Source organism: Bradyrhizobium sp., from assembly GCF_036009065.1.
In the GTDB taxonomy this organism is placed as follows: Bacteria; Pseudomonadota; Alphaproteobacteria; order Rhizobiales; family Xanthobacteraceae; genus Bradyrhizobium.
In genome coordinates this window covers 1-24662 of record NZ_DASYMN010000270.1, presented here as the reverse complement: position 1 = coordinate 24662, position 24662 = coordinate 1, and the positions used below count along the sequence as shown (strand labels likewise).

Below are 24662 nucleotides of genomic sequence, written 5' to 3'. Positions count from 1 at the left end.
TGGTCGCCGCGCCGGGTTATCTCGCCGAGCGCGGGACGCCGCAGTCGCCGGGCGATCTGGACGGCCACGACTGCATTGTCTATTCCAGCGTCCAGGGCGACGCGGTATGGCAGCTCCGCTCCAGCGAAGGCGGCGTACACGCCGTCGTCGTCAACGGCCGGTTGCGATCGAACAATCTCTCGACACTGTTGTCAGCCGTGGAACTCAACCTCGGCATCGCGATCCTGCCAACCTACGTCGCCGCTTCGTCGCTGAAATCGGGCAAGATCGTGCGCGTCATGGAAGATTACCTTCTGCCCGAACAGGAGCTGCATGCGGTTTTTCCCTCGCCGAAGTTCGTTCCGCAGAAGGTGACGGCCTTCATTCACTTCCTGCTGCCGCGCTTCAAGGGACAGTGGTGGGACACCGATCAGCGCGCCGCGGCGCCTCGGGCCTCGTTTTCCGAATCGGAATAAGTGATATCGGCCGCGCGCTCTTCGCAGTTGCCCGCAACTCCGAACAAGGTGAGCCGTTCGAGAAACTTTTGACCGGCGAGGATGTGATGGCGAGAATGCGCGCAGTGGATGCAGCCGTCCGGGTGCTCGAGCGTGAGGGCGTAACCTGCGCCTTTGGCGTTCCCGGCGCGGCCATCAATCCGCTCTACTCCGCGATGCGCGCACGCGGATCGATCCGGCATATTCTGGCGCGACATGTCGAAGGCGCCTCCCACATGGCGGACGGCTACAGCCGGGCGAGGCATGGTAACATCGGGTTATGCATCGGAACGTCCGGCCCGGCCGGCACCGACATGATTACCGGCCTTTACGCAGCGGCCGCGGATTCCATTCCGATCCTTTGCGTTACCGGCCAGGCGCCGCGGGCGCGGCTCTACAAGGAAGATTTCCAGGCCATCGACATCGAGGCGATCGCAAAGCCGGTGGCGAAGTGGGCCGTCACAGTGCGTGAACCCGGGCTGGTCCCGATGGTGTTTGCGCAAGCGTTTCACGTCATGCGGTCGGGCCGGCCGGGACCGGTCCTGATCGACTTGCCGATCGACGTGCAGCTCGCCGAAATCGAATTCGACGACGACACTTACGAGCCGCTGCCGGTCTATCGGCCGAAAGCCACCCGGGCGCAGATCGACAAGGCGCTGGCGATGCTGAACGCCGCCGCCCGCCCCCTCATCGTGGCAGGCGGCGGCATCATCAACGCCGATGCGTCGGAGCTTCTGGTGGCGTTCTCCGAGATCACCGGCGTGCCGGTGATTCCGACCTTGATGGGCTGGGGAGCCATTCCCGACGATCACCCGCTGATGGCCGGAATGTGCGGCCTGCAAACCAGCCACCGCTACGGCAACGCCACGCTGCTGGAATCCGATTTCGTGCTGGGCATCGGCAATCGATGGGCCAATCGGCACACCGGTTCGGTCGAGGTCTACACCAAAGGACGCAAATTCGTGCATGTCGATATCGAGCCCACGCAGATCGGCCGGGTGTTCGCGCCGGACTTCGGCATCGTCTCCGATGCCGCGGCGGGGCTGCGGCTGTTCGTCGAAGCCGCGCGGGAATGGAAGAGCAACGGCAAGCTCTCCGACCGCAGCGCGTGGGCGGCCAGCTGTCTTGCCCGCAAGAACACCATGCTGCGGAAATCGCATTTCGACAACGTGCCGCTCAAGCCGCAACGGGTGTACCAGGAGATGAACCAGGCCTTCGGCAGGGAAACCTGCTACGTCTCGACCATCGGCCTGTCGCAGATCGCCGGCGCTCAATTCCTCAACGTCTACAAGCCGCGCAACTGGATCAATTGCGGCCAGGCCGGCCCGCTCGGATGGACCATGCCGGCGGCGCTCGGGGTGCGCGCCGCCGATCCAACCCGCGAGATCGTCGCGCTGTCCGGCGATTATGATTTTCAGTTTCTGGTCGAGGAACTGGCGGTCGGCGCGCAGCATAAACTGCCTTACATCCACATCGTCGTGAACAATTCCTATCTCGGCCTGATCCGGCAGGCGCAGCGCGGATTTTCGATGGACTACGAGGTGAGCCTCGCGTTCGACAACATCAATTCGCCGGAAACCGGCAACACCGGCGTCGACCATGTCCAGGTCGCGGAGGGCCTCGGATGCAAGGCCATCCGCGTCCGCACCCCGAGCGAGTTCAAGGGCGCTTTCGCGGAAGCCCGCAGGCTGATGGCCGAGCATCAGGTGCCGGTGGTGATCGAGTTCATCCTCGAACGCATCACCAATGTCGCGATGGGCCTCGAGATCGACGCCATCACCGAGTTCGAGGAAATCCTCGATGTTGCTACGAGCGCCGTCAATGACAGGGGGCGCGTGCTGGAGCCGGTCTGAACGGAGCCTCGCCGGCCTTCAATGTCCGGACTGCTGGCCGGTCCTACACAGCACAATCCTCGACCGCGATCTAACGCCGTGAACTCATCCATGACAATTCGCTGAGCGCCAATGTGAATGTGTGAGGCTATTGCGGAACAGCGCCATCCAGCGCAACCCTTCGATCAAACGCCGCCTTCCTTAGACGATCTTTGATTTCGGCAATAACTGGTGCGACGATGTAGCCCTGTTTGAGATCTCCGACTATTGCCGAATCCTTGCGTTTGCCTGTTCGCCATCGGATCATGATCAATAGGCAAATCGCGGCATCGAGCTTGTCTTGATGACATTTTCGGGGAGCTCTTACTTTTCTGAGTTGATTGCACCAGCGAATAAATTTCTCGCATTTTAACTTGCGCGCCTCGCTAAGAACGGTTGCGACAACCTTCTGCCAGGCCTTTTGTCTAAATCTTCCGCGATTTGCCGGATTGTACCTTGGTCCTTTTTTCCACCCGCAGAAGGCTCGATTGAGTGACGGCAACGCAAGGGCCGGAAACACTTCCATGATGAATTTGCCGCGCATGGCGCGCCTCGATAGCTCGGGATTTTCGATCGCACCCAATCTGTCGAGAAATTTCCAGATTGGAGCGCCGGCACCGAACATATCTTCTCTCTTGCGATAGGCAGGTTGTACGCCTCCACCCAACCAACTGACTATGGAAGCAGCGACTTTCTCCACGGGGCGCATACCTTCGTCGTTGGGTACAATCGTCGGCTGATCAATCGCAACCAACGTCAGCCGGTGTTTCCGGTTCACCGTTGCTATGAAGCAGCGGGCCTCGTCGAAGCCGGCAAGCTTCGGCTCTTTGAAATCGTGAAATCTTTTCCCGTCGAATGATATCGCACAAATCGCGCCGGGTGCCTTGGATTGCCTGCCCAAGCGGAGTCGAAACCGACGAATGCAACCTTTTTTAGACCCATCATTCTGCCTCAGGATCGACGAGTCGAAAGCTCTCTGAAATCGGCGGCGCTCGCAAGACATGGATGTCCATGATAAGCCCGGCCATGACATTATGGCGAGACGAGCGCTCTTACTTCCCTCTCCCCTTGTGGGAGAGGGTGGCTCGCATCGCCAGATGCGAGACGGGTGAGGGGTTCAGGTCTTTCGATAGAGCGTAACCCCTCATCCGGCACGGACTTCGCATAGCCGATGCAAAGCATCGGCGTCCTACTCAAAGAACGGCGGCTGAAGGCCGCCTATGGCCACCTTCTCCCACAAGGGGAGAAGGGAAGAATTGTGCCGTCGAATGTGGATGTGTGAGGCTATTGCGCGAAGGTTGCAAGGCCGTTTTTGGGGTCTTCCAGGTGCTGCGGATACCGGTCAGACGGGAAGTTAACGGGGAGGGGCCGGAGGCGTCCGGCCGCCGGCAGGCTATCACGCCGTCGTTAAAATTTCGGGGTCCGCGATCGCGTCGGACTGGCCCGGTGCGGCAGGGCTGAGAATCCCGACCGGTATTCTTAGAGCCGCCGCACCACTAAGGCCGATTGATCGACGGCCGAGAGCTTCGCAGGGGAATCGCAACAAGCCCGCCAGCTGATCGGAGCGCCTGCGGGACATGCAAATTGATTGACACAACTCCTTGTTGATTTGACAGGCGGGTGCCCCTAAGCTCTCGAAATTAAAGGGGCCCTGAATGACACGCGTTCAAAAGACCGCACTCGTTATTTACGGCGCACTGCTCGCGGCATGCGTCTGTTTGATCGTTTTGGCGGATTTTCTAGGACCTGTTGTGAGAGCTTCACTGCTACCGGCGGCGACCGAGGGCTTCAAGCTGGTTTTGGCAGCGCTCATAGGTGCCCTTTCGACGGTTCTCGGCCGCGGCGCGCAATCGGAATAGGCCGGAGGCTTCAATGCGACTGGTGCATCTCTCCACGTGTTTCGTTGGAATCTTGGCGGTCCTCTGCAGCGCCCAAGCTCAGCAACAGACGCTACCCAATTCTCAGCAGTTTACGGATCTCCTTCGCGGTTGCGCTGCGGGGGCGAACATCGATATTTCGGCGGACTTGGTCGGTTCGCTGAAAACCATTTACGACGGGCAGCGAACCCAGGGAGCCGCCAGTTTCAAGAGTTCGGCGGACTTTCTAAAGCTCATTCCCGACGCGCAGCGGCTCGAGGCGTATAAGCTCTACACACAATGTGTCCAGGGCATCATCAGCGGGAAAATAACTGCGACGAATTGAACTGAAGCATGCGATATGTACGAACGCCGCCTGCAATCGAAATTTCGCCTCGCGAAGCTCGGACGCCTAGTAGAAAGTTTCTGCCAAGGTGCGAAGCTTGTGATCCTAGTAGCTTGCATAAGCTTCGTGGTGGTGGAGAGTAGGCCAGCTTTGGCAGCGGAGAACTTTCCGGATTCGGAGCGAATTTTCTCCGCTCTTTCCGCCTGCGCCTTGAACGTCGACCTGAAGGTCGACGCCAACATCGCAGGCTCCCTGCGCTCCGTTTTTTCTAGTGCTGCTGCGCAGGGTCGCTTCAGCGTCAGCACCACCACTTCCTTCCTGCAACTGTTCCCGGAAAGCGACAAATTGAAGGCTTATCGGGCATATCGATATTGCATGTTCACTACCCTGAAAATCTCGCCAGACTCCATTTGTGACAAACCGAAGCCCTCGCAATTTACTCGCGCCGCTCTCGGGCGATTTACCGTGAGTGGTCAATCGTTGGTAAATCGGGAAGACATTCTTTCGGCTATGCTTGAGGGTTTGCTGCGCAAATCGCGCAGGTATTCTGTGGTACTTTCCGAGAACAACCTGCAAGCGATGGAGAAGTTGGCCGACGCAGATCAACTGATGTCCATTTCGATGACCAACGACACCATCGACTGCAATCGCCGCGCGGAAGAGGCTTTCCTTCCGACTGCGGCCGCGATAGGCGATGCGGTCGTCATCAACGTTAGAATAGTTGATGTATCCAGCGGAAAATTACTTCGGGGCTTTCAAGTTCAGGGTGGAATGGGCGCGCCACAGGAGTTGGATACACTGATTACAATGGTGTGGCGCGGGATCGAGCAGGGGCTGGCGCCAGAGGCATGGGTTTGGCGAGGCGGTGTAGGCTATTGCGAAAAGCTAAACGCTCTGCTGGCGGATGCGCCCTCCGCCTCGTGTACAAGCGACGAAGGCATGCGTCTAATGCAGGATCAGAAGACCAACAACAATTTCATCGATAACTGCCAATCCATATGGCGCCGCAATCAAATGGAGCCGGTCTGCATGTTTACTTGCAGCCAAGGGCGGGTGACAGACCTTCGCCTGTACAAACGCTTGCAAGCGACCTCCCTTACCAGTGCTCCTCGTTCCGCGAGCGAGCAGCGAGCCTTCATCAACAGACTCAAGACCAACTTTGGTTACACCGACGAAAAACTCGCCGCAGTCAACATCAAGCCGATCTATCCCGACGAGGATCTTTCCGATCCGGAGACCATCTTTAACTCCGCTGCGAGGGACATAAGCGCCTGCTTGACATCCTGGAGGGTCGGCAAGGTAGTGAGCGGAAACGTAGAGGGCGTACACTCCGATCAGGGGTCGAAGAACGTCACGTTCAGCAACGGCAACCGTAAGGTCATTCTTGACCTGGATAGATGGTCTGACGGACAGGTACGCTGGAATTATATCGGGGCGCTTATTCGCTAAGGAAGAGCGTTTCGTAGCCGGATGCACTTCGTCGCAATGAACGGGCCGCACAATTCCAACGCATGCCTCGGCGCGCAGGTGGCCAAAGGTGCATCTGCGCCGTGCCCACAATCCGGTCATGAAGACAGATGCGACGGATCGCCGCTTGGTGAAATGGTGAGCACGCTCGCTTTGCCCACCCTAACTAGTTGCACCCGCCATCCTTTCGTCGCCCGGCAATGCTAGTCTCGCGCCGTGACATCCCTTGACAAGATCGAGCTAGGACCGATCGCGGCGACAACCTCCGCAGGAGCAATCCGCACCCGCCTCGCCCTCGAACTCACCGCAACCCTCAAGCTCGCCGTCCCGATCGCGCTGACGCAGCTCGGGCAGATCGCGATGATGACGACCGATCTGGCGTTGATCGGACGTCTCGGCGACGAGGCGGTGGCCGCGGCGGCGCTGGCGCATACCGTGTTCTTCGTCAGTTTTACGTTCGGCATGGGGCTGGTGTCCGCGGTGGCGCCGCTGGCCGCGCAAGCGTTCGGCAGGCGCGATCCGCGCCTCGTGCGGCGCGCGCTTCGGGTCGGGCTGTGGGCGGCGCTCATGATTTCGCTGCCGATGATGATGCTTCCATTGTTCGGCGAGCAAATTCTCCTGATGCTCGGCCAGGCGCCCGCGACCGCGCATCTCGCGCAGAAATATCTGCTGGGTCTGGCGTGGGGGATTACGCCGGCGCTGGCGTTTCTGGCGATCCGCGGCTTCATGGGCGCGGTCAACCGGCCGGAGCCGGGACTGTGGATTACGCTGGTTGCCATTCCGGCTAACGCGGTGCTGGTCTGGCTGCTGATCCACGGCGCGTGGGGACTGCCGCGGCTGGAGCTGTTCGGCGCCGGCCTTGCCACCACCATCGTCAATTTCGGAATGTTTCTTGCCGCACTCTGGTTCGCCACCAGCCGCCGCCCGTTCAAAAAATACCGCGTGCTGGGCCGCATCTGGCGCATCGACTGGCCGTTGATGCGACAGTTGGTCGTCGTCGGCGCACCGATCTCGATCGCCTTCCTGCTGGAGTATGGCCTGTTCGGCGCGGCAGGGCTGTTGATGGGACTGATCGGCACCACGCCGCTCGCCGCGCACCAGATCGCGCTGCAGATCGCGGCGATCCTGTTCATGGTGCCATTCGGCATCGGCATGGCGGCGACCGTGCGGGTCGGGCACGCCGTCGGCCGGGGCGATACGCCGGCGATCAGCCGCGCGGGCTTTGTCGCGATGCTGCTCGGCATTGTCTTTATGTCGGTCATGACGCTGGCCGTGCTTCTCGGCCGCTACGCGATCGGGCGCTTCTTCTTCGGCGACGCCGCGGACAGCGCCGGCGCCGTGATCGACCTCACGGCGGCCCTGCTGCTGGTCGGCGCGACCTTCTTCGTCGCCGACGGTATCCAGACCGTCGTGGCCGGCGCACTGCGCGGCCTGAACGACACACGGGTGCCGCTGCTGTTCGCCGCGATCAGCTACTGGCTGGTCGGATTCCCCGCCGCTTGCGGCCTCGGATTCCGGACGGAGCTCGGAGCGATCGGCGTGTGGATCGGGCTGTCCTGCGGCACCGCGGTTTATGCGGTGCTCGTCATTCTACGCTTCCGGTTGCTCACGCAGCGTTTGGCCGGCACTGACAATCGCGGCCGAAAGCCCTGAAGATTCACGCCGTGCCGCTCGCAACGAACAGAGGCGCGGCTTCCGCGACGAGTTGCTTCGGAAGCATCCGCAACTGCTCGGCGTCAAAAGGCAAATGAGTTAGATAGGTGGCGACGAGCGCGCTTACCGCCTCGGCCTGGGCGGCGTCGCGCTGTCGCTTGATCGGCTGACGATCGGCGCGCTTGGACAGCAAAAGTTTGTGAACCGCCCAAACCCTGGGATCCGGTGCGACAATGCGGACGGGCTCGCCCTTCTCGTCGATCGCCACCGCCTCGAACGGCGGGGAATTCTGAAGCCATGCCAGCCCCTCGATCTGGACTGCGCTCAGGTCTTCCGGATCGGCGCCCACTTTGTCGGGCGCTTCCTTCCATGGTGGGTTTTGAACCGGCTTGATCAGATCGACAAGATAGCCGTCGCGATTGACCGCGCGAGATGTTTCTCTCGACCGATCGAAGCTGGTATCCACTCGCTTGAGAACCTTCATAAGCGAGGATTCCGAAACCTCTTCGTCGGCGACGAATGTCAATCCGCCGCGGGCGTCGAGAAGCAGATCGATATCTTCCGTAGTCGCGAGCCCGGGATCGATACGCACTCCGGCGGCGGCTTCGTAGGCGTAGATGGCATTTGTGCCGAGGATACGGATACCCGACCCAAGAAGACCAAACCGTTCAAGGGCGCGTGTGATGCGCGCGCTGATCAAGGGAACGCGACCCAGGCCGAGCGCACGATTTTGGCGTCCCGCAGCGCTTCGAAGCGCTGCTGACTGTTGATCATTTCTCGCCGCTGATCGTTGTTAAGCTCTTGAAAGTACATAGTTTCAACAGTGTGTTTTAATACCGATGGGTTGAAATGCAATTTTATATAATAATTAGTTTCAACAGTAGCCTTCGAAATCGGCACGAAATGTTGAAACGTTGTGACAAAGAACGGACAGCGCGGGAGGCAGCAAGGCGATCGATGCCTCAACCCCACTGTCGTCTCCCCCCTGCACCCGGTTATACTCACTTCGCGACTTGCGTATGATTCGGCTGAACCCGGCGGGGTCGATGACAGCAAAGGCATCCACGAAAGCCGCCGCCGTCGCACCCACCGTTCGCGCTCACGCGCTGCTCCCCGGCGCGCAGTTCGTCGATGCCTACAGCGTCTCGGTAGACGATGCTGGGCTCGATGCGCGCCATGCCGCCGAGAGAATGTTCAGCCGCTCGCCGCGATGGATCGACGTGTTATTGACGTTGCGCAATTGTCTGGTGGCGCCGTTCGGCCTGAAGACGGGTGCCCCGACCGGGGCCGGTACACCGGAAACCATCGGCATATTTCCGGTCGTAAGCGAAACCCCGGACCGACTTGTTGCCGGCTTCAATGACCGCCATCTCGACTTTCGAGTCGTCGTGGACGTTGTCGACTCGGATGGCAGCCGCCACGTCACCGCGACAACGCTCGTCCTCACGCACAATCTTCTAGGCCGCACCTACCTCACAATCATCCTGCCGTTTCACCGGCTCATTGTCCCGGCGATGCTGCAGCAGGTCGCGCGCTGAACCGCGCGACCTGCAGGACCTATTCTTCGGCAGCCGGCGCCGCGCCTGCCGACTTCTCCGCCCATTCCGCCACGCAGCGCTCGAGGTCCTTCAGGTTCTGCCGCATCTGCTCCAGCGAAAATCCCAGCGTGAAAAACCGCTCCGCGACGTCGCCGGGCAGGCCGCGGATCAGGCCTTCGGCCCGCACCGCCGCGACTTCGGCGGCGTAAGCCTGCAGCGCGGTCTGCACCGGCCAGATCGCCGGCGCGCCGACGCCGGTTCGCAAGGCCTCCGCGATCGCCCGCAAGTAGGCAGACATGGTCTCGCTGACGCGCGCCAGCGGCGCGGCCAGCCGGGCCTGCACGTCGGCCGGCAGCGGCACCACCGTGGCCCGCCCGATCATCACAAGATCATGGCGCAGCCGCAGCACTGTGCGCAGCAGCGGTCCGGTGTCAGGGCCGCTGGACAGATGCGCGGCGCGTTCGCGCTCGGCCTCGGCACCGGTGGCGTTCAGCCCGGCCATCGCGGCGCCGATGCCATCCTGCAGCGCGTGCAGCGCGTCGTTGTCGCGTCCGCGCGTGACCCCCGCCAGCAATTCGGATAGCGCGGCTGCTATCAATTCGAGGGTCTGCGCGGCGCTGGCGCGGAGCTGGCTATGCGCCCGCGACGGCAGCACGAAGAAAGATGCGAGCAGCCCACACACCGCGCCGACCAGCACTTCGAGGACGCGGTCGATCGCCGAGTCCAGCGGATTGGCGTGATGCATGGTCGGCACCAGGAGCACGATAACGGCAGTCACCGTGGCTGCGTTCAGGCTTGGATTGATCGCGGCAATGAAGGCAAGCGGTGCAATCGCCAGCACCAGCAGGGCCAGCAGCCCGGCTTCGCCGGAGTGCGGGATCAGCACCGTGATCGCGGCGCCGTAGATCGCGCCGCCCACCGTCCCGAGCAGATAGTCGCGGGTCGTCTTCAGCGACCTGCCGACGCTCATCTGGGTGACAATGAGCGACGTCAGCACCGCCCAGAGCGGCAGCATCAGATGCAACGCCAGCGCCACCGCCAGCGCGCCGAACGCGGCAACGGTGACCCGCACTGCCAATGCCAGTTGCGCCTTGCGGGACCGCAACGGGGCAGACAGGCGTTTTACGAGAGCGATCATTCGCCGCATTCCGGAAGTGTTACAGGAAAGCCTTACAGATGAAATCGGCATGGCTGCCGGCCGCCACCGAACTCGGGTCTACCCGAGTTCGGCAATATCATTGGCAACAGCCGACCTGGATGCCGCTTGAAACGCCGATTTAGCCCGCCTACGCTGTCGATAACAGCTAAGGAAACACAATGGCCGATGAAACTGCAACGCTCGCCGCCTACGTCGCGGATTTGAAGTTTGAGGATATTCCCCACCAAGTGCTGGAGCGCGCGAAAATCCTCACGCTGGATTTTCTCGGCAGCGCGGTGCGCGCCCGGCGCGACGCGGAATCCACGCCGTCGCTGCTCAGGATGCTGGAAGCGCTGGCGCTGGATGGCAAGGGCGCGGCCACGGTATTCGGCGACAGCAAAACCTGGACGCCCGCGGTGGCGGCGCTGCTCAATGGCGCGCTCGGCCATTCCTTGGATTTCGACGACACCCACGCGGATTCCTCGCTGCATCCGAGCGCGCCGGTGGTTCCTGCCGCCTTCGCGGTCGGCGAACTGGTCGGCGCGTCGGGCCGCGACGTGCTGACCGCGATCGTCGCAGGCTATGAAGTGTGCTGCCGGCTCGGCAACGCGCTGGATCCGACCTCGCACTACAAGCGCGGCTTTCATCCGACCGCGACCGCCGGCACTTACGGCGCGGCGGCGGCGGCATCAAAGCTGTTCGGGCTGTCGAAGCAGCAGATTATCGCGGCGTTCGGCGTGTCGGGCAGCCAGGCCGCGGGTTCGCTGCAGTTTCTGGTCAACGGCGCGTGGAACAAGCGCTACCAGGTCGGCGCCGCCGCCATGAACGGCGTCATCGCGGCCACCTTGGCGCGCAACGATTTTGTCGGCGCCACCGAATCGGTCGAGGGCAAGCACGGCCTGCTGTTCGGCTACAGCGACGACGCGCATCCGGACAAGGCGGTCGCGGGCCTCGGCAAAATCTATGAGACCATGAAGATCGGCGTAAAACCCTATCCGAGCTGCCGCTATACCCACGCGGCGCTGGATGCGCTGATCGCGATGCGCCGGGAGCACAATCTGACGCCGGACCAGGTCAAGCGCGTCGAGATCGGCCTGCATCGCAACGGCATCACGTTGACCGGCGACGCGGCCACTAAGCGGCATCCGACCTCGATCGTCGGCGGCCAGTTCTCGATGTTCTTCACCGGCGCCGTGGCGCTGGACCAGGGCCGCTTCGGCTGGGACGATTACGCGCGGCTCGGCGATGCCGCGGTCGACGCGCTGGCGGACCGTTTTGACGTGGTGCGGGACGACCGCCTCGAGACCGGACGCAGCCATCCGTTTGGCGCCCGCGTCTCCATCACCACCGCGGATGGCGTGCATGAGCGGCTCTATGCCGATCCCTCCGGCGAGCCGTCATCGTTCCCCGACGCGCAGGCGATGCAGCAGAAATTCCTGACCCTGGCGCGTCCCGTGCTGAACGGCCGCGCCGATCAGCTGGCGGACGCCATCCTGTCCCTGGAGCGCTTCGACCGGGTCGAAACCGCGACACATCTCGGGCGGCAATAGAACGCCGGCGGCGTCGCCACGATCAAGCTGATCACTTTCCCGCGAAATGCAACAAATTTGGGCATCTCGCAGCAAGGCAATTCCCATTTCCTCTGAACCGAAACCTCTCGGCAGGAACTAATCGAGAGGCGCCGAATTATTGACGCCAACAAGGGGCTGCGTCGTGCCGGTTTTGAGATACTTTCTGGTAATGGGGTGTTGCCTGCTCGGGCTGCTGTTCGCCGCAGACTATCTGGTTCCCAAGGAAGTTGCCCCCGCGCCCGTTGTGGCTGCGACCGTGTCGAACGGCGGCTCGCTCGCGTCATGGCGGCAGTCCCAGGAAAGACACGATAAACCGCAAGTGTCTGCAGTGGTTTACCCGGATATCGCGTCCTTGCCGCCAACCGCCGAGCGGTTGCAGTGGGAACGGCAGATGACCTACCGCAAGCCGGATAGTCCGGCCAGTCCGGAGCTGCAGGCCCGAGCCGAACTGCCCGCTACCGCCGCCGAGGCCATTGCGCCTCCGCCGCCACCCCACAAGTCGATCGCCAAAATACCGCAGCGTCCTAAGCCCGTGGCGCGTGCCGAGCGCCGCGAGCGGCCGAATTACGCTGCCGCCTATCCTCCAGCCCCCGCGGCGCAGTTCGGCGGCTACCGTCAGGCCCAGTATGACCGGCCGTTCGGCGGCGGCTTCTTCAATTTCCGCATGTTCTAACGCCGCGACGCCGTCCACGCGCCGCGTGGGGTCACCCACATGTCCGCGACGTGGCCGAACAGCTGGATCTCGCGTTGCCTCGTCGCGCCGAGCCGCCGCGCCACGCCCTGCGACGCGATGTTCTCACGATCGATGCAGTGGATCACCTGTGCGATCTCGAAGCTGGCGAACGCCCAGTCGATCGCCGCGCGGGCGGCTTCAGCGGCATAGCCTTTGCCCCGTGCTTCCCGAACGATGCCCCAGCCGATTTCGAAATCCGGCCAGGTCGGCGGAAACCATGGCCCGACCCGTCCGACAAACTTGCCGCTGTGTTTTTCCTCGACCGCGAACATGCCGGCGCCGTGGATCGCCCAGTGCCCGGCCATCACGACAGTATGCCGCCAGCCGGTCATGCTGTCTTCGACCGCCTTGCCATCGACGGTGATGAAACGCGCGGTGCCGGGATCCGCCAGCATCGCGGTGTAGGGCGCAACGTCGGCGCCGCGCCATTGCCGCAGTTTTAGCCGCGGCGTTTCGATGACGGGGCCGTTGAGCTGCGCCAGCGCCGCACTTGTTTTTGGAGCGAACATTGTTTTCATCCCCCGTCATGGCCGGGCTTGTTCCGGCCATCCACGTCTTTTTTGCCTGCATGTTTTAAAGACGTGGATGCCCGGCACAAGGCCGGGCATGACGACCTCTTTTTGCGAGACGAAGCGCGAGCCACGGCGCCAGAGCAGGCGGCCGCTGCGAGTTGAGCAACAGCATCGGTGGTTATAGGTCCCGCCTTCGCGGGGACGACGCTGATAATTGCTGTTATGATGGCCGAAACTTTCACGGAGTCCCCATGAGCTGGCTTCCCTCCAACGATCCCGTGCTCGGCGATCCCACTTCCTGCGACGCGCTGGAGCTGGTGATCGTACCGCGCACCCGCGACCTCGGCGACGGGTTCGAGGTGCGCCGCGCGCTGCCGCATGGCAAGCGGCAGATGGTCGGGCCTTTCATCTTCTTCGATCATTTCGGGCCGGTGCAGTTCGTCTCCGGCAAGGGCATGGACGTGCGCCCGCACCCGCATATCGGGCTTGCCACCGTCACCTATCTGTTTGACGGCTCGATCATGCACCGCGACAGCGAGGGCAACATCCAGGAAATCCAGCCCGGCGCCATGAACCTGATGACCGCGGGCCGCGGCATCGCGCATTCCGAACGCACGCCGGACGTGCAGCGGCAGAACGGCCAGAAGATGCTCGGCCTGCAAAGCTGGATCGCATTGCCGAAAGGCGCCGAGGAAATCGCACCCTCGTTCCAGCATTATGGCGCCGACAGTCTGCCGACGGTGAAGGACACCGGCTTTACCGCGCGCGTCATTGCCGGCAGTTCGTTCGGCGCGAAATCGCCGGTCGATATGGTGTCGCCGTGGTTCTATACCGAGGTGGCGCTGGATCAGGGCGCGAGCGTGCCGCTGGATCCCGACCACGAGGAGCGCGCGATCTATGTGATCGACGGCGAGATCGAGATCGCAAACGCGCGCTATGAAGGGCCTCGGCTGCTGATCTTCCGGCCCGGCGATCGTATCACGGTCAGGGCGATCACGCCGGCGCGGATGATGTTCCTCGGCGGCGACGCGCTGGAAGGCCCGCGCCACATCTGGTGGAATTTTGTTTCCTCCAGCAAGGAGCGGATCGAGCAGGCCAAGCAGGACTGGAAGTCCGGCCGCTTTGCCGAGGTGCCCAACGAACACGAATTCATTCCGCTGCCGGAGTGACATTAGCCGTCATTGCGAGAAGTCAACGGGTCCGGCCGTTGGCCGGCCCGATGATAAACTCCGCGACGAAGCAATCCAGTTCTCCCCACGCACAAGACTGGATTGCTTCGTCGCAAGTGCTCCTCGCAATGACGTAAGGAAAGCTGTTCTTGATGCCCACGATGCTCGCCAGCGACTTGCCGCTTCCAAAAATCGGACGGGGCAAGGTGCGCGATATCTATGCGGTCGGCGACGACCGCGTGCTGCTGCTCACCACCGACCGCATCAGCGCCTTCGACGTGGTGATGGCCGAGACCATCCCGATAAAGGGCGCGGTGCTGACGCAACTCAGCGCGTGGTGGTTTGGCCGGCTCGAAGGCGTGGTGCCGCATCACATGATCAGCGCGGATGCCGACGAAATCATTGAGGAAGTGCCGGCGCTGCGGGGGCATGGCGCCGAGATCGCCGGCCGTGCGATGCTGTGCCGGCACACAAATGTGTTTCCGATCGAATGCGTGATCCGCGGTTATCTCTCTGGCTCGGCGTGGAAGGAATATGCCGCGGCGGGCACGCTGGCCGGCGAAAAGCTCGCATCGGGGCTGCTTGAAAGCGCAAAGCTGGAGCCCGGAATCTTCAGCCCCGCCACCAAAGCCGAAACCGGCCACGACGAGAACATCACGATCGGGCGGATGCGCGAAATTCTAGGCGATGAGGTAACCCACACGCTGGAGAGCATGACCCGCGCGGTCTACACGCTCGGCGAAACCGTCAGCCGCAGCCAGGGCATCATCATCGCCGACACCAAATTCGAGTTCGGCCGCGACGCCGACGGCCGCATCATCCTGATCGATGAGGTGATGACCCCCGACAGCTCGCGGTTCTGGGCGGCGGACGTCTATGCGCCGGGCCGGCCGCAGCCGAGTTTCGACAAGCAGCCGCTGCGCGATTACCTCGATGCGGAAAGGCGCGCCGGCCGCTGGAACGGCGACGCCCCGCCGCCGCCATTGCCGGCAAGCGTGGTCGACGCCACCAGCAAGCGCTATCTCGAGGCGTACAGGCTGATCACCGGTAGCGATCTTGCCGTGAGCGGATAAACTCGCGTCCGTCATTGGGAGGAGCAGTTGCGACGAAGCAATCCAGTTTTGGTTTAGCTGGATTGCTTCCCGCGGAGTTTATCATCGGGCGCGGGTTCGCGCGACCCGTTGGCTCGCATTGACGGCGCACAGGGAGAACATTGTGACCGATAACGACACCGTGCTCGTCGAACGCGACGGCCCGATCATCATCGTCTCGATCAACCGTCCGCATTGCCGCAACGCCGAAGACGACGCCATCGCCAATGAACTGCGCGGCGGGCTCGAGGTGATCGCGTCCGGCGAGACGCTGTCGGCGCCGCGCGCTTTGCGTCAGGTGTGGGGCGGCATGGCGCGTTCGGGGGAGATGTTTCGGGAGGGTAGCACATGCCCCGTGTCCCGGACGCGGTGCGGCGTTCTTCACGCTGCTCCGCAGAGCCGGGACCGCACGAAACGCCGGCGCCTGTTACGGCCCCGGCTCAGCAGCGCACCACGCCGCGAGGGGCGGCGCGCTGCGCAGCATCCGGGGAACGCTAGATCCCCGCCATCATCACGTATTTGATTTCGACATATTCTTCCATGCCGTGATGCGAGCCTTCGCGGCCGAGGCCACTTTCCTTGACGCCGCCGAACGGCGCCACCTCGGTGGTGATCAAGCCGGTGTTGACGCCGACCATCCCGGACTCCAGCGCTTCGGCGACCCGCCATACCCGGCCGAGGTCGCGCGAGTAGAAATACGACGCCAGACCAAACGGGGAGTTGTTGCACATCGCGATCACGTCGGCCTCGTCCTTGAAGCGGAACACCGGCGCCAGCGGCCCGAATGTTTCTTCCCGTGAGACCAGCGCATCGGACTTGACGTTGGCGAGCACGGTCGGCTCGAAGAAGGTGCCGCCAAGCGCGTGGCGCTTGCCGCCGGTGACGATCCTGGCGCCGTGCTTGACTGCGTCCGCGATGTGCTTCTCGACCTTGTCGACCGCGTCCAGGTTGATCAGCGGCCCCTGCACCACGCCCTGTTCGGTGCCGTCGCCGATCTTCATCGCCGCGACCTTGTTCGAGAGTTTTTCCACGAATGCATCGTAGATCTTGTCCTGGGCGTAGATGCGGTTGGCGCAGACGCAGGTCTGGCCCATGTTGCGGTATTTCGAGACGATCGCGCCGTCCACCGCGGCATCGATGTCGGCGTCGTCGAACACCACGAAGGGCGCGTTGCCGCCGAGTTCGAGCCCGAGTTTTTTTACACCGACGGCGGCCTGTTGGTAGAGAATCTTCCCGACTTCCGTGGAGCCCGTAAAACCGACGAAGCGCACCGCCGGATGTTCGCACAGCACCTTGCCGATCGCCGAGGAATTGCCGGTCAGGATATTGAACACGCCTTTCGGCACGCCGGCCTTCTCGGCCAGCACCACCAGCGCCAACGCTGTCAGTGGCGTCTCGTTGGCGGGTTTCAGCACCACCGTGCAGCCTGCGGCCAGCGCCGGCGAAACTTTTCGGGTGATCATCGAGCACGGAAAATTCCACGGCGTGATCGCGCCGCAGACGCCGATCGGCTGCTTGATGGCGAGCAGGCGCGCATCCGGCCGCTGCGACGGAATCGTTTCGCCATAGACGCGGCGCGCTTCCTCGGCGAAGAACTCGACATAGGCGCCGCCGATATCGACCTCGCCCAGCGCCTCTGCCAGCGGCTTGCCCTGCTCGGAGGTGAGAATCAGCGCGAGGTCTTCGCGGTTGGCGATGATGAGGTCGAACCATTTGCGCAAGATGTTGGAGCGCTGCTTGGCGGTGAGCTTGGCCCAGGCCGGAAACGCGCGCTCCGCGGCCTCTACCGCTTGCGTCGTCTCGGCGGCGTCCATCTTCGGCACTTTCGCCAGTTCGACGCCGTTGACGGGATTGGTGACGGGACGGACCGGCGTGCCCACCCAGGCGCCGTCGATGTAGCACTGCTCACGCAGCAGCGCGCGGTCTTTCAGGCGATCCCGCAGCGATGGCGCGGCGGGGATCGAGCGGACGGTTGCAGTTGTAGGGGACATGGCTTGGCTCTCCTCGACGTTTCTTCGCGATGTTGAGATGGAGTATAGGGCGAAACAAGCCGCAATGCATCGATCTTGCGATGCTGGCGGTTCAAGCAATTTTGAAGGCCAAGTTCGCCGTTGCCCGGCCCTGTGCCGGGCATCCACGCCTTACTTCTTGGACGCGCCAAAGACGTGGATGGCCGGGACAAGCCCGGCCATGACGGTCATTGGGTTGTTACAAACGCTTTTCGGCCGTACCCTTCAAGCCGCGCCGCTCATATAGGTTTCGCGGCGGCCGATCATGCGCTCCGCGGCGGCCTTGGCCGCCGCCTTGGTGGAGGTGGCGCAGGTGCGGTATTCCAGTTCCGGCAACCTGGCCGGCTCGCCGCGTCCGAACCACGATTTGGAGGCGACCGGCAGCAGCGCCAGCGCCTGCGCCACATTGTCGACCGCGCCGAACGAGTGCAGCGCGCCCGTGCCGGCGAACCGAACTTCGTAGATGCCAGGGCTGATCGGCGCTTCGATATTCTCGCCTTTTCCGGCCCGCGGATAGCGCTTCCACTCGCTCCATTTCGAAATCATTGTCATCCCTTCGCAGCGCGAAGGCGCTGCAATAATTTTCATCAATTCGGTTGGCCGGCGGCGCACCATTTGCGCCGCAATTCGAACGCTTTGCCGCAACAATTGTTCCGAAAAGGCCTCGGCCTTCAACATGCCGGGATATGCCGGTAGGCCCGCGGCAATGCAAGGCTCCGCAATCACGCTTGCGGCAAGCCGCGCCCGGGAGGAAGATCGGCCATCCAAAAAAATCAGAACGGGAGGTGCACATGCAAGGCAAGGCTCAGATCGATCAGGCGTTGCGCCAGAAAGCCGACGCAAGAGAGATTCCCGGAGTGGTCGCGATGGCCGCTACGGCGGGCGAGGTGATCTATCAGGGCGCGTTCGGCAAGCGCGACCTGTCCAAGGACGACGCCATGACGCCTGACACCGTGTTCTGGATCGCGTCCATGACCAAGGCCGTCACCGCCGCCGCCGCGATGCAGTTGGTGGAACAGGGCAAGCTGTCGCTGGAGGGGCCGATCGGCAAGGTTCTGCCGGATCTGGCTTCCCCGCAGGTGCTGGAGGGTTTTGAGGCCGATGGCACGCCAAAACTGCGGCCTGCAAGGAACCCGATCACGCTGCGCCATCTCATGACCCACACCGCTGGCTTCTGCTACGACATGTGGAACGGCGACATGGTGAAATATCTGGAGAAGACCGGCACGCCCGGCATCACCACCTGCCAGAACGCCGCGCTGAAGACGCCGGTGATGTCCGATCCCGGCACGCGCTGGGAATACGGCACCAACATCGATTTCGTCGGCAAGGCGGTGGAAGCGGTCAGCGGCAAGCGGCTCGATGCTTACTTGCGCGATCACATGCTGGCGCCGCTCGGCATGAGCGATACCGCGTTCAAGATCGGCGATTCGCAGCGCAAACGTCTGGTCGGCATGCATACGCGCGGCGAGGATGGATCGCTGGCGGCGATCCCGTTCGAACTGGAACAGGAGCCCGAATTCCACATGGGCGGCGGCGGGCTCTACGGCACCGCCGGCGACTACATCAAGTTTACCCAGATGATTCTCAACAAGGGCCGCGGCAACGGCAACCAGCTGTTGAAGCCGGAGACCGTCGCGATGATGGCGCAAAACCACATCGGCGAACTCAACATGCCAAAGTTGACGTCGGCGGTGGCGTTCGCGACCAACGACGTCGAGCTTTATCCCGGCATGGACAAGAAGTGGGGCCTCAGCTTCATGATCAACACGGCGAAATCGCCGGAAGGCCGCAGCCCCGGCAGCCTCGCCTGGGCCGGCCTTGCCAACACCTATTACTGGATCGATCCGTCGCGCGACATTTCCGGCGTCATCCTGATGCAGGTGCTGCCGTTCTGCGACAAGAAGTGTCTGGAAGCATTCGCGGCATTCGAGAGCGGCGTCTATGCCGAGCTTGATGCGGCGCAGAAGGCGGCGTAGCTCCGTGCCCCGGACGCAGCGCAGCGCGTAGCTCTTGCGAAGCGGTGCGCTGCAGAGCCGGGGCCGTAGCGAACACAATTCTCTCGTCATGCGCGGGCTTGACCCGCGCATCCATCATCCTCTCAAGACTCTTTTTCAAAAAAGATGGATGGCCGGGTCAAGCCCGGCCATGACGCATTGATTTGGCACGGTCCCGGCTCTGCGGAGCAGCGTGAAAAACGCTGCACCGCGTCGGGGACACGGCTAAACCGGCAACCCGTTCTGCTTTGCCAGCGCCTTCAGCGACACCTGCGGCCGCGCGCCGATATGCTGGATCACTTCGGCGGCCGCGAGCGCGCCGAGCCGCCCGCAGTTTTCATGGCCGGCGCCGCGCACCAGGCCGAACAGAAATCCCGCGGCGAACAGGTCGCCGGCGCCGGTGGTGTCCACCAGTTTTTTGATCGGGAATGCCGGCACTGCGGTGATGCCGTCCTTCGTCGCCACCACGCAGCCCTTCTCGCTGCGCGTGACGACGCCGAGTTTCACGTCATTGCGCAGCTGCGCCAATGCGGTGTCGAAATCCGAGGTCTGGTACAGCGAATGCAGTTCGGCCTCATTGGCAAAGATCAGATCGATCGTCCCATCCCGCATCAAATCGACAAACTCGCCGCGATAGCGATCCACGCAAAACGCATCCGACAGCGTCAGCGCCACCTGGCGGCCCGCCTCATGGGCGATGCCGGAGGCCTTCAGGAATGCATCCTTGGCATTTTTCGGATCCCACAAATAGCCTTCGAGATAGACGATCGCGGAAGCGGCGATCTCGGCCGGATCGATGTCGCCGGGCATCAGCTCCTGCGCCGCGCCCAGATAGGTGTTCATGGTGCGCTCGCCATCCGGCGTCACCAGAATGTAGGAGCAGCCGGTCGCGGGTCCCCCGGTCGCGGGCGCGGTGGCGAAGGCGACGTTGGCCGCCTTGATGTCGTGGCTGTAAAGCCCGCCGATCTGATCGTCCTTGACCTTGCCGATAAAGGCAGTGCGCGCGCCGAGACTGGCGATGCCGACAATGGTGTTCGCCGCCGAGCCGCCGGACATCTCCACCGCCGGCCCCATGTCCTGATAGATCGATGCCGCCCGCGCCTCGTCGATCAGCGCCATGCCGCCCTTGGTCATGCCGTGGCGCGCCAAAAAACCCTCGTCGGTCTGCACCAGCACGTCGAAAATCGCATTGCCGATCCCCAGAACGTCGTATTTCGTTTCAGCCATCAAGAATATCCCGTTGCGGCAATTGCGAGGATGCGGAGAATCCGATCCAGATCGGCGCGAGCGCGCCGCCTTGGTAAAGGTGCCGCGACCTATCACGTTCCTGCATGCGCCAGCAAGCGCCCCGGAAAAACCCTCATCCTGAGGAGCGGCCTGTTGGCCGCGTCTCGAAGGATGGCCACGCACTCTCATGGTTCGAGACGGCGCTGAAGGAGCGCCTCCTCACCATGAGGGTCAAATTGTCTTAGAATGCCCTGATGATCCGCCCCATCCTCACCGTCTCCACCGGAACGCTCATCTCGCGGCTGCTCGGCTTCGCGCGCGACGCCATGGTGGCGGCGCTGCTCGGCGCGGGGCCGGTGACGGATGCGTTCCTGGTGGCGTTTCAGGGGATCAGCGTGCTGCGGCGATCGGTGACCGAGGGCGCTCTGAATACCGCATTGGTGCCGGCCTGGCTTCGCATCCGGGACAACGACGGACCCGCTGCGGCCGCGGCGTTTGCCGGGCGCGTGCTCGGCAGCGTAAGCCTCGCAATGGCGGCGGCGGCGATCCTCATCGGCCTCGCGATGCCGCTGGTGATCACGGCGCTGGCGCCGGGCTTTGCCGGCCGCGCTACCTTAGAGCTTGCGGTCGACAGTGCCCGGCTGATGCTGCCCTATCTCGCCTTCGCAGGTCCCGTCGCGGTGATGATGGGACTGCTGAACGCGCAGCACCGCTTCGCGCTCGCAGCGTTTTCGCCGATTCTTTTCAACGTGGCACTGATCGCCGTGATGATAGCGCTGCTGACAAGGCCGCAGGATGCGGCCGATGCCGCGCTGGTGATGGCTGCAACCGTCGGATTCGCCGGGGTGTTGCAATTGCTGATGCTGACGTTGCGGGCAGGCGGCGAGAAACTCGCCGCACCGTTGAAGGTGTCGTTCGACGCGCCGATGCGCGGCTTCTTCATCAAAGGGATGGCCGGCATGGTGGCGAATTCCGGACCGCAATTGCTGATCATGGCCGGCGCCGTCATCGCGTCGTCATCGCCTGCGGCGGTGTCGTGGCTGTATTTCGCCAACCGGCTGATCGAATTGCCGCTCGGCATCGTCGGTACCGCCATGGGCACCGTGCTGGTGCCGGAACTGACGCGCGCCGTCGGCAGCGATGACAAGACGGCGCTCGCGCACGCAGAATCCCGCGCGCTCGAACTCGCGGTCGGCCTGGCTTTGCCCGCGGCGCTCGGGCTGATCGTGCTGCGCGAGCCGATCGTGCGCACGCTGTTCGAGCACGGCGCGTTCTCCCAGGCCGATAGCCTAGCCACCGCGCAGGCGCTGGCGCTGCTGGCGCTCGGCCTGCCCGCTCATGTGCTGGTCAAGGCGCTGTCGCCGGCCTTTTTCGCGCGCGGCGACACCGCCACGCCACTGTTTACGGCGCTGAAGGGATTTGCGGTCGCGGTCGTTCTAGGCGTTGTCCTCGGTCAGATAGCGGGCGCCACCGGTATCGCCGCCGGCATCGCGCTGGGGGCATGGAGCAACGCGCTCGCATTGATCCGGCGCGGAGCTGCGACATTCGGACTTTCAATCGATGCCGTGGCGCGGCGACGTCTGCCGCGCATCATCGTGGCGGCGCTGGCGATGGGCGGCGGCTTATGGTTTACCACGGCTGTTGCGTGGCCGCCGGCCTTGAACGCGCATGGCGTTGCACAAGCCGCGATCCTCGGCGTCTTGATTGTCGCAGGCGTCGCGATCTACGCCCTGCTGCTGGCACTGCTCGGTGTCATCAATTGGGCCGATGCAATCGGCGCTGTCAGGCATTCACCGCCTGGCGACTTGCGCAGATAAGTTCCGCATGGCAATGGACGGCGCGGAATGCGCAGGCAGGATCAAGAATATGGCGATCATCGAGCGGGTTTTTTCAGGCGTCCAGCCGACCGGCAATCTGCATCTCGGCAATTACCTCGGCGCGCTCGTCAATTTCGTTGCGCTGCAGGCGACCTACAACTGCCTTTATTGCGTGGTCGATCTGCACGCCATCACGGTGCCGGTGCCGGGCGGCCCGGACGAATTGCGCCGCAACATTCGCGAAGTCACCGCGGCCTTCATTGCCAGCGGCATCGATCCCAAGAAACAGATCATCTTCAACCAGAGCCAGGTATCGGAGCATGCTGAGCTTACCTGGATATTGAACTGCGTGGCGCGGCTGGGATGGCTCAACCGCATGACGCAGTTCAAGGAAAAGGCCGGCAAGGACCGCGAGAACGCCTCGATCGGACTGTACGACTATCCGGTGCTGATGGCGGCCGACATCCTGGTCTATCGCGCCACCCATGTGCCGGTCGGCGAGGACCAGAAGCAGCACCTTGAGCTGTCGCGCGACATCGCGCAGAAATTCAACAACGACTTTTCCGAATCGATCGCCGCGCACGGCCATGGCGACAAATTCTTTCCGCTGCCGGAGCCGGTCATCACCGGTCCTGGGACGCGGGTGATGAGCCTGCGCGACGGCACCAAGAAAATGTCGAAGTCGGATCCGTCGGACTATTCTCGCATCAACCTCACCGACGATGCCGACGCCATCGCGCAGAAAATCCGCAAGGCCAAGACCGATCCGGAGCCGTTGCCGTCGGAAGAAAAGGGCCTTGAGGCGCGCGCGGAAGCCGACAATCTGGTCGGCATCTATGCAGCCCTCGCAGGCAAGCCGAAATCCGAGGTGCTCGGCGAATTCGGCGGCGCGCAATTTTCCGGCTTCAAGTCCAGTCTGGTCGATCTTGCGGTCGCAAAACTCTCGCCGATCGCCGCCGAGATGAAGCGGCTGACCGCCGACGAGGCGTATGTCGATTCGGTGTTGATCGACGGCGCCGACCGCGCCCGCGCCGTTGCTTCGGAAACCATGAACGCGGTAAAGGACATCCTCGGCTTCGTCCGCAAGCGGTAAAGTCCTGAACCCCCACCTCCAACCCTCTCCCAAAGGAGGAGGGAGTGTGGCAGCATGCGGCGGTTTGGCGCAGCATCGGGACATGCATGAGCACGCAACGTCGAAGCTATGAGACGGGTCACAAGCCGAAATGCCTGGTCATCGTTGACGATACCGCGGAATGGGATCGCGCGGTCTATTATGCGAGCCGCTGGGCGGTGCGGGTCGGCGGCGGGGTGGTGATGCTGCGCATCATCGAGATCGAGGACCAGAACCAGCAATGGCTGGGGGTCGCCGACATCATGCGCGCGGAAGCCTATGAGGACGCCAATGCCGCGCTCGACCGCGCCTCGGGTCGCGCCAACGGCATCGCCGCGATCACCCCTGAGCGCGTGATCCGGGAGGGCGATTCCACCGAACAGCTGCTCGAGGTGATCGACCACGACGTCGATATCTCAATGCTGGTGCTGGCGGCCAATCCCGGACCGGAAGGCCCCGGGCCGATCATCACCCTGATGGCCAAGATGGTCGGCACCTTCCCGATTCCGGTCACCGTCGTGCCCGGCAACCTCAGCGACGACGACATCGACGCGCTGTCGTGAGGAGGAACCGTCATTGCGAGGAGCACTTCCGACCAAGCAATCCAGTCCTTCCGCGTGCCCTGCTCTGGATTGCTTCGCTTCGCTCGCAATGACGTTTTTGAGCCGGACGGCCCAAAAGCGTTAGTTCCCACGCCCTTGATCGTGCTTTTGGCATCGCCATCTGCTAGATCACACCTCACGCGCCGGCCTTGAACCGGCGACGCCGGAGAAAGCCATGTTCATCCAGACCGAAGCCACCCCCAATCCCGCCACCTTGAAATTCATTCCCGGCCGCACCGTGCTGGACAGCGGCACCATGGAATTCACCGACCGCGAGCAAGCTGCGCGCTCGCCGCTGGCCGAAAAGCTGTTCGGCGTGCCCGGCGTCACCGGCGTGTTCTACGGCTCGGATTTCGTCACCGTGACCAAGGACGACAGCGACTGGCAGCATCTGAAGCCCGCGATCCTCGGCGCCATCATGGAGCACTACATGTCCGGCGCGCCGCTGATGGCCGACGGCAGCGCCGGCGGCGACGAGGCC

General features: G+C 62.9%; 23 protein-coding genes. 16 read left to right on the top strand and 7 right to left on the bottom strand.

All coding sequences use genetic code 11. The annotated features are described in order from the left end of the window. Together VGP39_RS16330 and gcl are read left to right on the top strand one after the other, a co-directional pair. Positions 1-455, top strand: a 455-nt coding sequence (locus VGP39_RS16330) for a substrate binding domain-containing protein (RefSeq protein ID WP_327569140.1), incomplete at its 5' end; no start/stop codon positions are given. Positions 456-541: 86 nt separating this feature from the next. Continuing rightward, positions 542-2326 (top strand): glyoxylate carboligase, encoded by a 1785-nt coding sequence (gene gcl, locus VGP39_RS16325; protein ID WP_327569139.1) that lies wholly within the window; start codon positions 542-544, stop codon positions 2324-2326. A gap of 127 nt (positions 2327-2453) precedes the next feature. Here gcl and VGP39_RS16320 read toward each other — a convergent pair whose 3' ends face one another. Further along, the gene (locus tag VGP39_RS16320) at positions 2454-3245 is read right to left on the bottom strand and encodes a DUF429 domain-containing protein (RefSeq protein WP_327569138.1); all 792 of its coding nucleotides are present in this window, start codon (positions 3243-3245) and stop codon (positions 2454-2456) included. A gap of 971 nt (positions 3246-4216) precedes the next feature. Here VGP39_RS16320 and VGP39_RS16315 point away from each other — a divergent pair. From VGP39_RS16315 to VGP39_RS16305, 3 genes are all read left to right on the top strand, one after another. Further along, positions 4217-4546 carry a hypothetical protein gene (locus VGP39_RS16315; protein WP_327569137.1) on the top strand — a complete coding sequence of 110 codons (330 nt, stop codon included), beginning with the start codon at positions 4217-4219 and terminating at the stop codon, positions 4544-4546. A gap of 15 nt (positions 4547-4561) precedes the next feature. After that, positions 4562-5995, top strand: coding sequence for a hypothetical protein (locus VGP39_RS16310; protein ID WP_327569136.1), 1434 nt, complete (start codon positions 4562-4564; stop codon positions 5993-5995). Positions 5996-6229: 234 nt separating this feature from the next. Then, positions 6230-7666, top strand: coding sequence for an MATE family efflux transporter (locus VGP39_RS16305; RefSeq protein WP_414644693.1), 1437 nt, complete (start codon positions 6230-6232; stop codon positions 7664-7666). A 4-nt stretch (positions 7667-7670) separates the two neighbouring features. On the opposite strand, the gene VGP39_RS16300 is transcribed toward VGP39_RS16305, so the two are convergent. Then, complete coding sequence (locus VGP39_RS16300) at positions 7671-8366, bottom strand: nucleotidyltransferase domain-containing protein (RefSeq protein ID WP_327569135.1); 696 nt, start codon at positions 8364-8366, stop codon at positions 7671-7673. A 319-nt stretch (positions 8367-8685) separates the two neighbouring features. Between VGP39_RS16300 and VGP39_RS16295 the strand changes: the two genes are divergently transcribed. Beyond that, the gene (locus tag VGP39_RS16295; RefSeq protein WP_327569134.1) at positions 8686-9204 is read left to right on the top strand and encodes a DUF2867 domain-containing protein; all 519 of its coding nucleotides are present in this window, start codon (positions 8686-8688) and stop codon (positions 9202-9204) included. A 19-nt stretch (positions 9205-9223) separates the two neighbouring features. On the opposite strand, the gene VGP39_RS16290 is transcribed toward VGP39_RS16295, so the two are convergent. Then, positions 9224-10342 (bottom strand): FUSC family protein, encoded by a 1119-nt coding sequence (locus VGP39_RS16290; protein ID WP_327569133.1) that lies wholly within the window; start codon positions 10340-10342, stop codon positions 9224-9226. 179 nt (positions 10343-10521) lie between these two features. On the opposite strand from VGP39_RS16290, the gene VGP39_RS16285 reads away from it, so the two are divergent. Further along, on the top strand, positions 10522-11892 hold the full coding sequence (locus VGP39_RS16285; RefSeq protein WP_327569132.1) for an MmgE/PrpD family protein: 1371 nt from the start codon (positions 10522-10524) through the stop codon (positions 11890-11892). A gap of 163 nt (positions 11893-12055) precedes the next feature. Next, entirely contained in the window at positions 12056-12586 is a 531-nt protein-coding gene (locus VGP39_RS16280) for a hypothetical protein (RefSeq protein ID WP_327569131.1), read from the top strand. Here VGP39_RS16280 and VGP39_RS16275 read toward each other — a convergent pair. After that, positions 12583-13155 carry a GNAT family N-acetyltransferase gene (locus VGP39_RS16275; RefSeq protein WP_327569130.1) on the bottom strand — a complete coding sequence of 191 codons (573 nt, stop codon included), beginning with the start codon at positions 13153-13155 and terminating at the stop codon, positions 12583-12585. The genes VGP39_RS16280 and VGP39_RS16275 overlap by 4 nt on opposite strands. Before the next feature lie 254 nt (positions 13156-13409). Between VGP39_RS16275 and VGP39_RS16270 the strand changes: the two genes are divergently transcribed. The 3 genes from VGP39_RS16270 to VGP39_RS16260 all read left to right on the top strand — a co-directional run bounded on the left by VGP39_RS16270 (position 13410) and on the right by VGP39_RS16260 (position 15941). Then, positions 13410-14327, top strand: coding sequence for a pirin family protein (locus VGP39_RS16270; RefSeq protein WP_327569129.1), 918 nt, complete (start codon positions 13410-13412; stop codon positions 14325-14327). 152 nt (positions 14328-14479) lie between these two features. Then, on the top strand, positions 14480-15400 hold the full coding sequence (locus VGP39_RS16265) for a phosphoribosylaminoimidazolesuccinocarboxamide synthase (RefSeq protein WP_327569128.1): 921 nt from the start codon (positions 14480-14482) through the stop codon (positions 15398-15400). A gap of 142 nt (positions 15401-15542) precedes the next feature. After that, positions 15543-15941, top strand: a complete 399-nt coding sequence (locus VGP39_RS16260; RefSeq protein WP_327569127.1) for a hypothetical protein — start codon at positions 15543-15545, stop codon at positions 15939-15941. On the opposite strand, the gene VGP39_RS16255 is transcribed toward VGP39_RS16260, so the two are convergent. Together VGP39_RS16255 and VGP39_RS16250 are read right to left on the bottom strand one after the other, a co-directional pair. Then, a complete protein-coding gene (locus VGP39_RS16255; protein ID WP_327569126.1) occupies positions 15913-17409 on the bottom strand; it encodes an NAD-dependent succinate-semialdehyde dehydrogenase in 1497 nt (498 codons plus the stop codon). The two genes, VGP39_RS16260 and VGP39_RS16255, sit on opposite strands and share 29 nt — an antisense overlap. A gap of 243 nt (positions 17410-17652) precedes the next feature. Further along, positions 17653-17973, bottom strand: a complete 321-nt coding sequence (locus tag VGP39_RS16250; RefSeq protein WP_327569141.1) for a hypothetical protein — start codon at positions 17971-17973, stop codon at positions 17653-17655. 245 nt (positions 17974-18218) lie between these two features. On the opposite strand from VGP39_RS16250, the gene VGP39_RS16245 reads away from it, so the two are divergent. Beyond that, the gene (locus VGP39_RS16245) at positions 18219-19406 is read left to right on the top strand and encodes a serine hydrolase domain-containing protein (protein WP_327569125.1); all 1188 of its coding nucleotides are present in this window, start codon (positions 18219-18221) and stop codon (positions 19404-19406) included. A gap of 243 nt (positions 19407-19649) precedes the next feature. Here VGP39_RS16245 and VGP39_RS16240 read toward each other — a convergent pair whose 3' ends face one another. After that, a complete protein-coding gene (locus VGP39_RS16240) occupies positions 19650-20651 on the bottom strand; it encodes an adenosine kinase (protein ID WP_327569124.1) in 1002 nt (333 codons plus the stop codon). A gap of 254 nt (positions 20652-20905) precedes the next feature. On the opposite strand from VGP39_RS16240, the gene murJ reads away from it, so the two are divergent. From murJ to VGP39_RS16220, 4 genes are all read left to right on the top strand, one after another. After that, positions 20906-22468: a murein biosynthesis integral membrane protein MurJ gene (gene murJ / locus VGP39_RS16235; RefSeq protein ID WP_327569123.1), complete on the top strand. Its 1563-nt coding sequence runs from the start codon at positions 20906-20908 to the stop codon at positions 22466-22468. Between the two features lie 49 nt (positions 22469-22517). Further along, positions 22518-23561 carry a tryptophan--tRNA ligase gene (gene trpS, locus VGP39_RS16230; protein WP_327569122.1) on the top strand — a complete coding sequence of 348 codons (1044 nt, stop codon included), beginning with the start codon at positions 22518-22520 and terminating at the stop codon, positions 23559-23561. Positions 23562-23647: 86 nt separating this feature from the next. After that, the gene (locus VGP39_RS16225; protein ID WP_327569121.1) at positions 23648-24142 is read left to right on the top strand and encodes a universal stress protein; all 495 of its coding nucleotides are present in this window, start codon (positions 23648-23650) and stop codon (positions 24140-24142) included. A 214-nt stretch (positions 24143-24356) separates the two neighbouring features. After that, on the top strand, positions 24357-24662 hold a 306-nt coding region (locus tag VGP39_RS16220), incomplete at its 3' end, for a NifU N-terminal domain-containing protein (RefSeq protein WP_327569120.1).